At 66.7% G+C, this 12,567-nt stretch carries 11 protein-coding genes; 3 read left to right on the plus strand and 8 right to left on the minus strand.

The genetic code is table 11. The annotated features are described in order from the left end of the window. Positions 1 to 45: 45 nt before the first annotated feature. Positions 46 to 1,425: an MATE family efflux transporter gene (locus ACO2Q5_RS06055; RefSeq protein WP_423288945.1), complete on the plus strand. Its 1,380-nt coding sequence runs from the start codon at positions 46 to 48 to the stop codon at positions 1,423 to 1,425. On the opposite strand, the gene ACO2Q5_RS06060 is transcribed toward ACO2Q5_RS06055, so the two are convergent. The 3 genes from ACO2Q5_RS06060 to ACO2Q5_RS06070 all read right to left on the minus strand — a co-directional run bounded on the left by ACO2Q5_RS06060 (position 1,384) and on the right by ACO2Q5_RS06070 (position 5,963). After that, on the minus strand, positions 1,384 to 3,438 hold the full coding sequence (locus tag ACO2Q5_RS06060; protein ID WP_423288947.1) for a capsular polysaccharide biosynthesis protein: 2,055 nt from the start codon (positions 3,436 to 3,438) through the stop codon (positions 1,384 to 1,386). The two genes, ACO2Q5_RS06055 and ACO2Q5_RS06060, sit on opposite strands and share 42 nt — an antisense overlap. Positions 3,439 to 3,445: 7 nt before the next feature. After that, positions 3,446 to 4,594, minus strand: coding sequence for a polysaccharide biosynthesis/export family protein (locus tag ACO2Q5_RS06065; protein WP_423289254.1), 1,149 nt, complete (start codon positions 4,592 to 4,594; stop codon positions 3,446 to 3,448). Positions 4,595 to 4,706: 112 nt separating this feature from the next. Then, complete coding sequence (locus tag ACO2Q5_RS06070; RefSeq protein ID WP_423288949.1) at positions 4,707 to 5,963, minus strand: capsule biosynthesis protein; 1,257 nt, start codon at positions 5,961 to 5,963, stop codon at positions 4,707 to 4,709. Between the two features lie 213 nt (positions 5,964 to 6,176). Here ACO2Q5_RS06070 and ACO2Q5_RS06075 point away from each other — a divergent pair, with 213 nt between their 5' ends. Together ACO2Q5_RS06075 and ACO2Q5_RS06080 are read left to right on the plus strand one after the other, a co-directional pair. Beyond that, positions 6,177 to 6,773: a riboflavin synthase gene (locus ACO2Q5_RS06075; protein WP_423288951.1), complete on the plus strand. Its 597-nt coding sequence runs from the start codon at positions 6,177 to 6,179 to the stop codon at positions 6,771 to 6,773. A gap of 4 nt (positions 6,774 to 6,777) precedes the next feature. Next, positions 6,778 to 7,326, plus strand: a complete 549-nt coding sequence (locus ACO2Q5_RS06080; RefSeq protein ID WP_423288953.1) for a hypothetical protein — start codon at positions 6,778 to 6,780, stop codon at positions 7,324 to 7,326. 132 nt (positions 7,327 to 7,458) lie between these two features. On the opposite strand, the gene ACO2Q5_RS06085 is transcribed toward ACO2Q5_RS06080, so the two are convergent. From ACO2Q5_RS06085 to ACO2Q5_RS06105, 5 genes are all read right to left on the minus strand, one after another. Then, a complete protein-coding gene (locus tag ACO2Q5_RS06085) occupies positions 7,459 to 7,968 on the minus strand; it encodes a CarD family transcriptional regulator (RefSeq protein ID WP_423288955.1) in 510 nt (169 codons plus the stop codon). Between the two features lie 286 nt (positions 7,969 to 8,254). Beyond that, entirely contained in the window at positions 8,255 to 8,593 is a 339-nt protein-coding gene (gene fdxA, locus ACO2Q5_RS06090; RefSeq protein WP_423288957.1) for a ferredoxin FdxA, read from the minus strand. A gap of 51 nt (positions 8,594 to 8,644) precedes the next feature. Beyond that, positions 8,645 to 8,989, minus strand: coding sequence for an RNA-binding S4 domain-containing protein (locus tag ACO2Q5_RS06095; RefSeq protein ID WP_423288959.1), 345 nt, complete (start codon positions 8,987 to 8,989; stop codon positions 8,645 to 8,647). A gap of 3 nt (positions 8,990 to 8,992) precedes the next feature. Beyond that, positions 8,993 to 11,962, minus strand: a complete 2,970-nt coding sequence (locus tag ACO2Q5_RS06100) for a helicase-related protein (RefSeq protein ID WP_423288961.1) — start codon at positions 11,960 to 11,962, stop codon at positions 8,993 to 8,995. Positions 11,963 to 11,965: 3 nt separating this feature from the next. Beyond that, on the minus strand, positions 11,966 to 12,523 hold the full coding sequence (locus tag ACO2Q5_RS06105; RefSeq protein WP_423288963.1) for a hypothetical protein: 558 nt from the start codon (positions 12,521 to 12,523) through the stop codon (positions 11,966 to 11,968). Between the last annotated feature and the right edge of the window lie 44 nt (positions 12,524 to 12,567).

The raw sequence follows: 12,567 nt of genomic DNA on the forward strand, positions 1-12,567 counted from the left end.
GCAACCGCACTTGCCGCAAAACCGGGCTCAGGATAGACGGGCGGGATGACCACACGTCCGATCTCCTTTGCCGCGCATGCGCGCGCCACGTTGTCGCTTGGCCTGCCGCTTGTCGGTTCCAGTCTGGCGCAGATGGCGCTGCATGTCGTCAACACCGTGATGGTGGGCTGGTATGGCGTGGTGCCGCTGGCCGCGCTGGTCATCGGGTCGTCGTCCTTCTTCATCCTCTTCGTGTTGGGCTCCGGCTTTGCCAAGGCGGTCATGCCGCTTGCGGCCGAGGCGCGGGCGCGGGGCGACGATGCCGAGCTGCGCCGCGCAGCGCGGATGGGGCTGTGGCTGTCCATCGGCTATGGCCTCGTGATCTATCCGGTTTTCTGGTGGGCGGAGCCGATCCTGCTGGCGCTGCACCAGAAGCCCGAAGTCGCGGCCGAGGCCGAGGTTTACCTGCGCCTTGTGGGCTTTGGCATGATTCCCGCGCTGGCGGTGGCCGTGCTGCAGGGCTGGCTGGCGGCACTGGGCCGGACGCAGGTTGTGCTTTGGGTGACCCTGGCCGCCGTGGGCGTGAACATCGGCATGAACTGGTTCCTGATCTTCGGCAACGGCGGCGCGCCCGAGCTGGGGGTGCTGGGCGCCGGTGTCGCCTCGCTGGTGGTGCAGGCGGTGTCGATGGTGTTGCTGGGGCTATACGCGGCCTTCCTGCCCGCACTGCGTCCCTATCAGCTGTTCCGCCGGTTCTGGCGGCTGGATGCGCCTGCGATGCGGCAGGTGTTCCGTCTGGGCTGGCCTATCGGCCTGACCGGGCTGGCCGAGGGCGGTTTGTTCGAAGCCTCGGCCATCATGATGGGTTGGATCGGTGCGGCGCAGCTGGCCGCCCATGGCATCGCGCTGGAGGCGGCCGCGCTGGCCTTCATGGTGCATGTGGGGCTGTCCAGCGCGGCGACCATCCGCGTCGCGGGCTTTGCCGGCACCGGTGATCCGCGTGCGCTGCGCGATGCGGCGCTGGTCGCCATGGGCCTGTCGGTCGCGGTGGCGGTGGTGGTGATCGGGCTGTTCCTGACCGAGCCTGCGGTGATCGTGGGCCTGTTCCTGGATGAAACCCGCCCCGATTCGGCGGAAATCCTGACCTTCGGCGTCACGCTTCTGGGGCTGGCGGCGGTGTTCCAGCTGGCCGATGCGACACAGGCCATGGCACTTGGCCTTCTCCGCGGCATTCAGGACACCAAGGTGCCGATGGCGCTGGCCGCGGTCAGCTATTGGGTGATCGGCGTGCCGTCCAGCTACCTCTTGGCCTTCCGCTTCGGTTATGGCGCGCCGGGGCTGTGGATGGGGCTGGTGGTCGGGCTGGTCTGCGCGGGAATCAGCCTTATGATCCGGTTCTGGATGCTAGCGCCAAAGGCGCGCATGGCTGGCGAACCGGCCCTGTAATTTCGCCAGCAGGCGGTTCAGCCGCCCGGGATGCGGGATGTCGCCCGTGGCCAGCCGGTCCAGCGCGACCTCAGGCGGGCAGGGGCGGCGGCTGACCGGGTCCCAGTAGCGCGGATAGGCGATCAGCGCCGCATGCACCAGATGGGCCAGATCGGGCCGTGGTTGCAGACTGCCATCCTCGCGCCGCAGGCGGCGGGCAGGCACGGGGCCAAGGTCGGTGGTCAGCCCCCAACCGGCATAGAAGGGCGCGCCCAGAGTAGTGACGCGCTTGCCGCGGATCAGCGCCTCGAACCCGGTGCCGGAGGTCAGAGTCCAGACTTCATCCACCTGATCCAGAAGCGCGCCCATGTCCGCGCCGTCCAGCACCAGATCGGCATAGTGCCGCGCCTCTGCCGCCGGGATCGCGCCCGTCCGCAGGCCCGCAGCCACATCGGGATGCGGTTTATAGAGGATCACCGCATCAGGATTGGCCGCCCGCGCCGTGCGCAGCAGGTCAAGGTTCGTGCGCAGATCGCCGCAGCCCTTCAGGATCGAGGCGTCATCCTCCACCTGTCCCGGCACAAGAAGGCGGGGACCGGGCGGCAGGTCGGGCAGCGCGCCGCCCAGATTGTATTTCGTCAGCCGCGACGCCCGCAGCCTGTCGATCAGCCGCTCTGCCCGCGCCTGCCCGCCGGGGGGTAGTGGTGACAGGATCAGCTGTTCCAGCCGCGAGGGGCGGGTGGGATCGTAGTAGATGCCCAGATCGTCCACCACCAGCGACAGGGGCGGCACCAGTTCCGCGCCAAGGCCGCGAGAGCGGAGAAACCCGTCCTCCACCCGCAGGGCGGGCAGGTCCGGCGGGGCCTTTCCGGCCCAGACCAGCAGGCCGTTGCCTTGCCGTGCTGCGACAGGCGCAGCCTGCGCGGGATCGTCCACAAAGCGCAGCGGCTTTTCCGCGCCAAAGAATTTCTGCAGCCGCCCGCGTTTCCAGAGCCGCATCCCCGCTGCCACATGGCCGTGACGGTCCTGCCGGAAGGCGCGGGTCTCGGCCTCCAGCTGGTCGATCACCTCTTCCAGTGCGCAAAGCCGGTCGCGGCAGGGGTCATACCAGACCGGCGCCAGGATCATCGCCGCGGCAAAGAGCTGCGCCTTGGTCAGGCGGCGGCTGCGGCGTGGCAGGGGCGTACGGTCTTCGGTCAGGCCCCAGCCGGCGTAAAAGGGCTGGCCCCAGACCTGCGGGCGGTGGCCGGCCAGAATGGCCTCGAACCCCAGTTGCGAGCTGACGGTATAGACCGCCACCGCGCCCTCCAAGAGGTGCCACGGCGAATGCGGCGCAGTGACCAGTTCCGCCCCATTGCGGGCATGCTGCGGGCCGTAATGCCCGGCGCGCAGGCCCGCGGCGGTTTCGGGATGGGTCTTCAGCAGCAGCCGCGCACGGGGATGGGCGGCACGGGCGGCCTCCAGCATCTCCTCGAAGGTGGATTGATCCGCACCTGAGGCGCGGAGCGAGGCATCGCCCGCCGTCTGGTCCACGACCAGCACATAGCCCGGCGCGGGGGGCGGCAGCGCCGGATCATGGGCGTTGTATTTCGACAGATGCAGGTGCCTCAGCCGGGCCATCGCCTCCTTGGCGCGGGCCAGCAGGGCCGCATCATCCAGCGGATCGGTGGCAAGGATATGTTCCAGCCGCGACGGGCGGGCCGGGTCGAAATGCACCCCGTCCGCGTCCAGCATCAGCCCCAGCGTTGCATCGCCCGCCCGCCCGGGGCGAAGGCTGCGCAGAAAGGCATCCTCGATCCGCACCAAGGGCGCGCCCCGGCGTTCGGCCACCCGCTCCCCCCGCCAGGCGGTGGGGCTTTGGCCCCAGACCGCTACACCGTCGCCGGGGCGTGGCAGGCCCGGCACCAGATCATGCCCGGCCAGCGCCAGAATGCGCCGCAAGCGCCGGTCGCGCAGGAAGGACAGGTTCAGATGGCAAAGCCGCCGCGGAATCTCCGCGGCGGCCTGTGGTTTCGGATCGCGTTCGATGGCCAAGATGGCCTCAGGGGCTGGAGGAGAACGAGTCGGCCGTGGAGGCAAGGTTCGCCGTGGCCCCGGTGGCCCCGGTCAGCGCCGAGAGCGTCTTGTTCCACTGCACATAGGGCGCCTCGGTCACATAGACGGTGTCGCCGTCGCGGATCAAGAAATCGCGCGCCTCGAACATGCCGGTGGGGGCGGTCAGGTCCAGCACATAGACCATGCGCTGGTCGCCGACGAGGTCCTTGCGCCCCAGAACGACATTGGCGATGGCCGCCGGTTCGTTGCGGAACACGAAGACGCCGGTCGGGTCGGCCGCCGCGGTCTGCAGTCCGCCCACGGTGGCGATGGCCTCGATGGCGGAAAGCGTCTCAGATTCAAACGGCACCAGCGCCTGCGTTCCGGTGGCGCCAAGGGCCACGAACTTGCGCTGATCCTGTTCGATGACGATCTGGTCGCCGGGGCGCAGGGCGATGTCCAGCGCGGGGTTTTCCCACAGATCCTTCAGCCAGACCTTGCCGGTATGCTTGCCGCGGGTCACCCGCACGATGGCAACGGCAGGTTCGATGGCCACGCCGCCCGCCTTGGCCAGCATCGAGGCCAGCGTCCGCGTCGGCCGTTCGATCGGATAGACGCCGGGACCGGCCACCATGCCCGAGATCGACACCGATGATCCGTCGCCCGCCAGCCGCGTGACGGTGATCTGCGGGTCGGGCGTCTGGGCGTCCAGCTTGCGGGTGATCGCCTGACGCAAGCCGTCCGGCGTCTGGCCCGCCGCCTTGATCCGCCCGGCATAGGGGATGAAGATATAGCCTTGGCCGTCCACCTGCACCTCGGTCAGGGCGCTGACGCGCTGGCCGGTGTTGCCCAGAAGCGGGTCGTCCTTGACGTTTTCGAAGATGGTGATGCCCAAGACATCGCCCGGCGCCAGCGTGTCCGACCCGACGACACCCGCACTGCGGAACGCATCCGAAAAGCCGAAGGAGGGCAGCACCGCAGTGGCGCGCGTCACCCGCGGGTTCACCGTGACGATGAAGGCGTCGCCCTCTTTCAGGACGGAACCTGCGAAGATTTCCTTCTTGTTGGGCCCCGGTCGCGGCAACCCGCAGCTTGCCGTCACCGAAAGGGCCGCAAGCAAGGCAAGGGCCTGTGCCCCCCTCGTCGAAATCCTGATCACTGCTCGGGCCCCTTTATGGTTTGCCTCAAGTTTTTTTGGTCTGCCTCAACTTTTGTCCGCAACGATACGGAATCCCGACAGAAAATGAAAGCGCCACGTTCCGCGCCCGTCAGGTCACGACACGCAACTGTTGCCGCGGTGCCGCGTTTCCGGACAAGAGCGCATCATAGGGATCCTGCTCGGACAGCATCATATCCACAACCTGTCGTAGCAATTCGCGCCGCCCCCGCGAGGAGTAGAAGCCGCCCGCCACCTGCGAGGTTTCCAGCAGATAATGCCGGTAATCGCGGTAGGCGCGGGTATCGGGACGCTTCGGCTGGGCAAAAAACCGCTCTGCCGGCTGATTGGAGACGAATTCCGGCTTGGAATAGACCGCCCGGCCGAAGGCGCGCAGCGGCAGACCGCGCCACAGGGCCTGTTGCCCGGCGGTGGAATTCACTGTCACCGCGCTGCGGGCATGGTTCAACAGCGCCGCCAGCTTGCCCCCACGCACGAAATGCACCCGGTCGGCCACACCATGCTGGCGGGCGAGCGCGTAGATCTCCTTTTTCACCGGCACCCGCCCGTCTTCCAGCGGATGCGCCTTGAAGACCAGATGGTGATGTGGCGGCGCGCCTTTGGCAAAGCCCTCGGTCACCAGCGCCAGAAATTCGGCCATGGTGGAGAAGGGGGAATGTTCGCGGAAACTGGCGTCATGCTCCAGCTGCAGCATGACCAGATGATAGGGAAAGCCGCCGAACCGGATGCGCCAGGTGGCCACCCGCCGTTCCAGCGCGTGAAACGGCAGCAGGGCAAGGCGACGCAGATACAGGAGGAATTCCTGCCGCACGGTCAATGCGCGATGCGGGCGGAAATTGCGGAAATCCCAGAAGCCGGTCATGACGAACCAGTGGTAGATCGCGCCCCAGAACATGTGTTGCCGCATGTCACCCCAGCGGGCGGGCGCGTCCGGCATCTCCATATCGGCGCGGGCCAAAGCCTCGCGCATCGCCTCGACCGGGGTGTCCATCAGCCGCGAATGGCCGTTCGATCCGCCGCGTTCATAGGTCACCCAATAGGGGCGCAGATAGCCTTCCTCGAAGACATGGATCGTCAGGCCCTTGTCGCGGGCAATGGCGACCGCCTTGGCATGGATCGGCCGGGTGTCGCCATAAAGCACCAGATCGGTGATGCCTTTTTCCGCGACCACAGCGGCAAAGGTGGCGGGCCAGTCCCCGGCCGCGCCCCGGAAAGGGATGAAGCTTGCCCGGTCATGCCAGAACGCCCGGTCGCCCCGGTTGAAGCCGATGCGCCACACCTCGGCCCCGGACCGTTTCAGCATCCGGCCCAGACGTGAGAAATAGGGCCCGTGCGGACCCTGTAGCATCAGGAAACGCCTGCCCTGTCCCGAAAGCCGCATCTGCCGCCCCATTCTCCCCTTCAATCCCTTGATGCCGCAGGGATGCCCGCTGCGCCAGTCGGCAGGATCGCCTATATTCGTGAACGATTGCCAGAAAGAACGGCGAAAATTGGACCCGGGCAGGGCTTGCCTCGGGCGGGCCCGCGCGGGATAGATCGGAAAACGGAAAGGACGGCGGCAATGTTCACCGGGATCGTGACGGATATGGGCGAGGTGCTGGAGCTGGAGCAGCGCGGCGACCTGCGGGCGCGGATCGGCACCGCCTATGATGTGGCAGGGGTCGAGATCGGCGCCTCGATCTCCTGCGAGGGGGTCTGCCTGACCGTGGTGGCCAAGGGCAAGGCGCCGCGCGACTGGTTCGACGTGGAAATCAGCGCCGAGACGGTGTCGAAGACCAATCTGGGCGGCTGGACGGTCGGCAAGCGGCTGAACCTTGAACGCGCCCTGCGGGTGGGGGACGAACTGGGCGGCCACATCGTTTCGGGCCATGTCGACGGCGTGGCGCAGGTGGTGCGGCTGCGGCCCGAGGGGGACTCGCTCCGCGTGACCTTCCGCGCGCCTGAGGCTTTGGCCCGGTTCATCGCGCAGAAGGGATCTGTCGCGCTGAACGGCACCTCGCTGACGGTGAATGAGGTGGAGGGGACCGATTTCGGCATCAACTTCATCCCCCACACCCGCAAGGTCACCACATGGGGCAGCGTGGCCGAGGGCGATGCGGTGAACCTCGAGGTGGATACGATGGCGCGCTACGTGGCGCGGCTGCGGGAATGGGAGTGACGGCATGAGCGGGATCGGCCACAACCGCGGCCCGTCGATGGAGCCGGGCAAAACCTGGCGGACCCATTGCTGGACCGCCGCCCGGACCGCGTTGCTGCCCACCCTGCCCATCGAAGTGGTGCGCAACCGGGTGAAGCGCGCGGCCGAACTGGGGCTGGATTATCGCACCTATGCCTCGGTCCGGGCGCAGACCGGGCATGATGTGGTGGCCTTCCTGTTCTCGTCGAATGCGCTGCGGGTGACGGCGCAGCGCCCGGCCATGCCGGAGGCCAAGGCCGCGAAACTGGCCAATGTTGCGGCGTCACGGCGCGGGCTGGCGGTGGCGCCGCTGACGGCGGACCTGATGACCGCGGGAAATCCGGTGCTGGACGGGGCTTGGCCCGCGCCTTGGGCGCTGGACAGCTTTCCTGTCATCCGTGACCGCATCCGCGCCGCTTTGCAGGGACAGCCCGCCGACCGGGTGATCCTTGTGGGCGACCACGGGCTGGAGGCGGAATGGTGCGCCGCAGGGCGGCTGGCCGCCTGGCTGCCTGCCGAGCGGTATTTCGGCTGAAGGTCGCGGCTTCCGGCCCACTTCCCGTCGCCTCCGGCGTTGCAAGGACAAGCGGTCAGGCGCAGGAGAAACGTTGCGCAATGAAAAACGGCGGCCTTTCGGGACCGCCGTTTTCTGTTCGTCCGGAAAACCTCACGCCGCGCGCGACAGCAGAACCTCGTCCACCTTCTTCTGCGCGCCCGCCTCATCCACGCCGGACACGGCGGCGACTTCGCGGGTCAGACGCTCCAGCGCCTGTTCGTACAGCTGACGCTCGGAATAGCTTTGCTCGCGCTGGTCGTCCGAACGGTGCAGGTCGCGCACCACTTCGGCAATCGCCATCAGATCGCCCGAGTTGATCTTCTGCTCATATTCCTGCGCGCGGCGCGACCACATCGCCCGCTTGACCTTGGCCTTGCCCTTCAGGGTTTCCAGCGCGCGGCTGACCACATCGGGCGCGGACAGGGCGCGCATGCCGATCTCGGTGGCCTTGTGCGTGGGGACGCGCAGGGTCATCTTGTCCTTCTCGAAATGGATGACGAAGAGCTCCAGCTTGAAACCGGCGATCTCCTGCTCCTCGATGGACATGATCTTGCCGACGCCATGGGCGGGATAAACGACAAACTCGTCGGGGCGGAACTCAGGCTTCTTCGACTTGGTCATTCGGGCTTTCCTCGGGCGGACGCCGCCGCGACAATTGCGCCTGCCGCAGGCGGAACCTGCGGGCATGACGCGGGAGTTTTCACAGAAAATCCGCCCCGGGCGAGCAGCGCCGGAACAGGGGAACGGCATCCTTGTTTGTTTGTGAACACACCATAACACAGAAATGGCATGATTCCAACTGCCGCGAAACAAAGCGGCCCTGCGCCAAACGCAAGGAAATCAAGCTGTTTTTGGCCGGCTGGCCGTCTTTGAACGCTGTGTCAGCGAATCGTGAACGAAGGCCGGTTCAGCTGCCCTGGCCGGGTTCCGGGCTGAAATATTTCTCCAGCTTGCCAGTCTCGCCGTCGCGCGCCTCATGGTCGGGCAGGGGATCGCGCTTTTCGGTGATCACCGGCCACAGCTCCGCATATTTGCGGTTGAAGGACACCCATTCCTCCATATCCGGCTCGGTGTCCGGGCGGATGGCGTCGGCCGGGCATTCCGGTTCGCAGACGCCGCAGTCGATGCATTCGTCGGGGTGGATGACCAGCGTGTTGACCCCTTCATAGAAGCAGTCCACCGGGCAGACCTCGACGCAATCGGTGTATTTGCAGGCGATGCAGTTGTCGGTGACGACATAGGTCATGGCTGGCCCCGAAAGCGGTCTTTGCCCTGCCAGTTACGCCAGCGCCGCCGATCATTCAAGCGGGGGCGGCACCATCGGGGGGGCATCAAGGTCAAGAAAGAGCGTCTGTGCCTCGGATGCGGGCCCGCGGCGGACGCCCGTCTCCAGAATGCGGATCAGGCGGATATTTCGTCCCTGCGGGAAGGTCAGCGTATCGCCCGGCCCCACCTCGCGCGAGGGGCGGGCGACCGGCGTGCCGTTCACCCGGACATGTCCGGTCTCCACCATCTCGGCGGCAAGGGTACGGGATTTGAAGAATCGCGCCTGCCACAGCCATTTGTCGATGCGGATGCGCGGAACGGTCGGGGCGGGCGCCTCGTGCGAGAGGGGATGCCGTCCGCCGCCGACCTTTGCCAAGGCTCAGACCTTGCCCTTCAGCGCCAGAAGCGCGGCGAAGGGATTGTCGGGGTCGATGGGCTTGTCCTTCTTGGGCGGACGCGCCTCAAAGTTCTTCGGCCCGTCGTTGCGCCGCTCGGGCTTGCCATGCTTGCCCTGCGGCTTGCCGCCAAAGTCCTTGCGGTCGCGCCGCTCCCCTTGCGGGCGGTCACCCTGCGGACGATCCCCCTGTGGCTTGTCACCACGCGGACGGTCGCCCTGAGGGCGGTCACCTTGCGGGCGGTCCCCTTGAGGACGGTCACCGCGCGGGCCACGGCGTTCGCCCTGCGGGCGGTCTCCGCGAGGCTGGCCTTCGGACCGTTCCTGACGGGGGCCACGCTCGGGGCGCTGGAAGCGGGGCTTCGGTGCCCAGGTGAAGGTATAATAGGTCTCCATCTCGGGTGCGGTCTCGGCCACAGCCTCGCCCTCGGGGAGCGGCGCCTCTTCCGGCGCAGCCTCTGGCACGGGGGCCAGAAGCGAGACCTCCTCGGGGATCGGCTGGCCGGACGCGGCCGCCGCCTCGATGGCGGCTTCCACCTCGGCCGGCGCCACCACGGGGGCGGCCTTGACCTTCGGACGTTCGGCCTTTTCACCCTTGTAGCCCAACCCGCCCATCAGATCGGCGAATTGTTCCAGCGTCATGCCGGTGATCGACAGCATGTCCGGCGTCGCTTCGAACCCGGCGCGCGAATCCTTCGTGCGCAGGATGTCGGCCAGCCGTTCCAGCATGTCGATGCGGATGGCGCGGGTGCCTGCGGGGCGATAGCCCGACAGGGTGTAATGCTCTTTCGGCACTTCGGCGATGTTCGGGATGGTCACCAGACCGGGGGGCGGGCTTTCGGGGAATTCCGACAGCCCGTTCCACAGCGACCACAGCACCAGCCGCAGCCGGGTGGGAGCGGGCTTCAGCAGGGCGGGCAGGAAGACGGTGTACTGGCCGAACCGCACGCCATGCTTGCGCAGCGCGCCGCGGGCGTCCTGATCCAGTTCCTTCACCTCCGTCGCCACCGCCTCGCGCGGGATGACGCCCAGCGTTTCGGACAGGCGGAAGGCGAAGCCGCGGGCCAGACCGGCCAGCGCCTCGTCCCGCGCCATGGCCAGAAGCGGCTCATATTGCGCGGCGACCTTGCGGTCGATGAAATGCTGCAACCGGCGGCGGACCTTCTCGGTCACCTCCGGGCCTGCCTCTTCATCCACGAAGGGTTCGACCCCGGGCTTCAGGGGTTCTGACCCCTTCACCAGCTTGCCGACCGCGTGGGATCCCCACATCAGCCCGCCCTGTTCGGTGAAATCCATCTCGGTATCGGGCGCGTTGTAGAAACGGTCCGCGCGGAGATGGAATTCCGGCTTCAGCGCCGCGATGGCAGCCTGACGCAGGGTTTTGCCCTCATCCGTGCCGGCGCTGGCGTCCTGCTGGAAGCGGAACCCTTCTAGGCGTCCGGTGAACTGACCCTCGACGGTCACTTCGCCCTTGTCGTTAACCTCGGCCACGAGGTCCTCCTTCTGTTTCAACCGGCGAAGCAGCACAGATGTCCGCCGGTCGACAAAGCGTTGCGTAAGGCGCTGATGCAGCGCGTCTGACAGGCGGTCTTCTACCGCGCGGGTCTCTCCCCGCCAATGGGATTCGTCATCGACCCAGTTCTTGCGCTGCGCGACATAGGTCCATGTGCGGATATACGCCAACCGCTTGGACAAAGCGTCGATATCACCATCGGTCCGGTCGATGCGCGCGATGGATTTCGCCAGCCAGTCCGAGGGGATGCGCCCGCCGCCGATGCCCTTGCCCACGAGGAATTCGAAAATCCGCGACAGGAGATGGGCATGGTCGGATTCACTGGCGTTGCGGAAGTCCGGGATGCGGCAGACGTCCCACAGAAGCTGCACCCGTTTCGGCCCGGTCAGAAGGGCGGCCACCTCGGGCATGGCGGACAGCGTCTTCAGCGCCAGAACGTCATCGGCATCCCGCGCGCGCGACAGCCATTCGTCGAAGGTCGGCCGTTCCAGCGAGCGGATCAGATGCTCGGCGCTGGCGAAATCCAGATCGGCATTGCGCCACATCAGCTTTTTCACCGGGGCAAAGCGGTGCGCCTCGATCTGGTCGACCAGCTCCTGACTGAAGGGCCGGGCCTCACCCGTCACGCCGAAGCTGCCGTCCTCGGTATGGCGGCCCGCGCGCCCGGCGATCTGGCCGATCTCCTGCGGCAGCAGCGCCCGCATCCGCCGCCCGTCGAATTTCGAGGTGGAGGAGAAGGCCACGTGTTTGATGTCGAGGTTCAGCCCCATGCCGATGGCATCGGTCGCCACCAGATAATCCACATCGCCATTCTGGTAGAGTTCGACCTGCGCATTCCGCGTCCGGGGCGAAAGCGCACCCATGACCACCGCGCAGCCGCCCTTCTGACGCCGGATCAGCTCGGCAATGGCATAGACATTTTCAACAGAAAACCCAACGATGGCTGAGCGTTCTGGCATGCGGCTTATCTTTTTCGAACCTGCATAGCGCAAGGTCGAAAAGCGGTCGCGCTTGGTATAGGTCAGGTTCGGCACCAGCCCTGCAATCGCGCCCCGCATGGTGTCTGACCCGAGGAACAGCGTCTCATTCGTTCCTCGCGCGCGCAGCAGGCGGTCGGTGAAGACATGGCCGCGCTCCGGATCGGCGCAAAGCTGGATCTCGTCCACGCAGACGAAGTCGGCCAGATTGTCCTGCGGCATCGCCTCGGTCGTGCAGACCCAGTATTGCGCGCGTTCGGGAACGATCCGCTCTTCCCCGGTGACCAGCGCCACCCGCGACGGCCCGGCCTTGGCGACCACGCGGTCATAGACTTCGCGCGCCAGAAGACGCAGCGGCAGGCCGATCACCCCGGTGCGGTGCGTCAGCATGCGTTCGATGGCATGATGGGTCTTGCCGGTGTTCGTCGGTCCAAGGACCGCCGTCACCCGCCGGGGCGCATCCATTGTTTAAAGGTCCTGCCCCTCAAGGTCCTTCGACAGACGGTCGATGGCGTCGTTCACATCCTGCATGTAGGGGTGAATGTCGGCTGCCGCGCGATAGGCTGCAAGTGCCTTTTCTTTGTCGCCCGTTTCTTCAAGGATGGTGGCCAGACCCGCCAGCGCCGCGAAATGCCGCGGCTCCGCCGTCAGGACATGGGCCAGATCGCCCACGGCGGGGCCGATTTCGCCCGACAGGTAATAGGCCGCGGCCCGCCCGTCCCACGCCGCCACGAAGGCCGGATCATGGTCTATGATCGCCGTAAAATGTTCCACCGCGGCCTGCGCATTGCCCACGGCCAGCGCATCCGTCGCGCGCTGATACAGCAGATCCATCGCCGGAGAGCCGGATTTGGTCCATTCGATCTGTATTTCCGATTCGATCCGCCCGGCCTCGCCCGCGTCTTTTGCGTCCTTCAGGCGGCTGAACAGGCTGTCCAGCTTGGCCCGGTCCACCGCCCCTGCGGGCAATGCGGCCAGAAAGACGGCCAGAAGTGCCGCAACGACATGATTGTGAAACCGGATCATGGCTTTCATATACCAAACTGTAGCCGATCCGCGGTGAAATGCCA

It is taken from the genome of Neotabrizicola sp. VNH66 (genome assembly GCF_049445895.1).
In the GTDB taxonomy this organism is placed as follows: Bacteria; Pseudomonadota; Alphaproteobacteria; order Rhodobacterales; family Rhodobacteraceae; genus Pseudogemmobacter.

Bases quoted from the DNA above. Each gene is read 5' to 3' on its own strand.
- ACO2Q5_RS06080 (WP_423288953.1), top strand. From the start codon at position 6,778: ATGAGCGGGATCGGCCACAACCGCGGCCCGTCGATGGAGCCGGGCAAA.
- ACO2Q5_RS06085 (WP_423288955.1), bottom strand. From the start codon at position 7,968: ATGACCAAGTCGAAGAAGCCTGAGTTCCGCCCCGACGAGTTTGTCGTT.
- ACO2Q5_RS06105 (WP_423288963.1), bottom strand. From the start codon at position 12,523: ATGATCCGGTTTCACAATCATGTCGTTGCGGCACTTCTGGCCGTCTTT.
- ACO2Q5_RS06055 (WP_423288945.1), top strand. From the start codon at position 46: ATGACCACACGTCCGATCTCCTTTGCCGCGCATGCGCGCGCCACGTTG.
- ACO2Q5_RS06070 (WP_423288949.1), bottom strand. From the start codon at position 5,963: ATGCTACAGGGTCCGCACGGGCCCTATTTCTCACGTCTGGGCCGGATG.
- ACO2Q5_RS06075 (WP_423288951.1), top strand. From the start codon at position 6,177: ATGTTCACCGGGATCGTGACGGATATGGGCGAGGTGCTGGAGCTGGAG.
- fdxA (WP_423288957.1), bottom strand. From the start codon at position 8,593: ATGACCTATGTCGTCACCGACAACTGCATCGCCTGCAAATACACCGAT.
- ACO2Q5_RS06100 (WP_423288961.1), bottom strand. From the start codon at position 11,962: ATGGATGCGCCCCGGCGGGTGACGGCGGTCCTTGGACCGACGAACACC.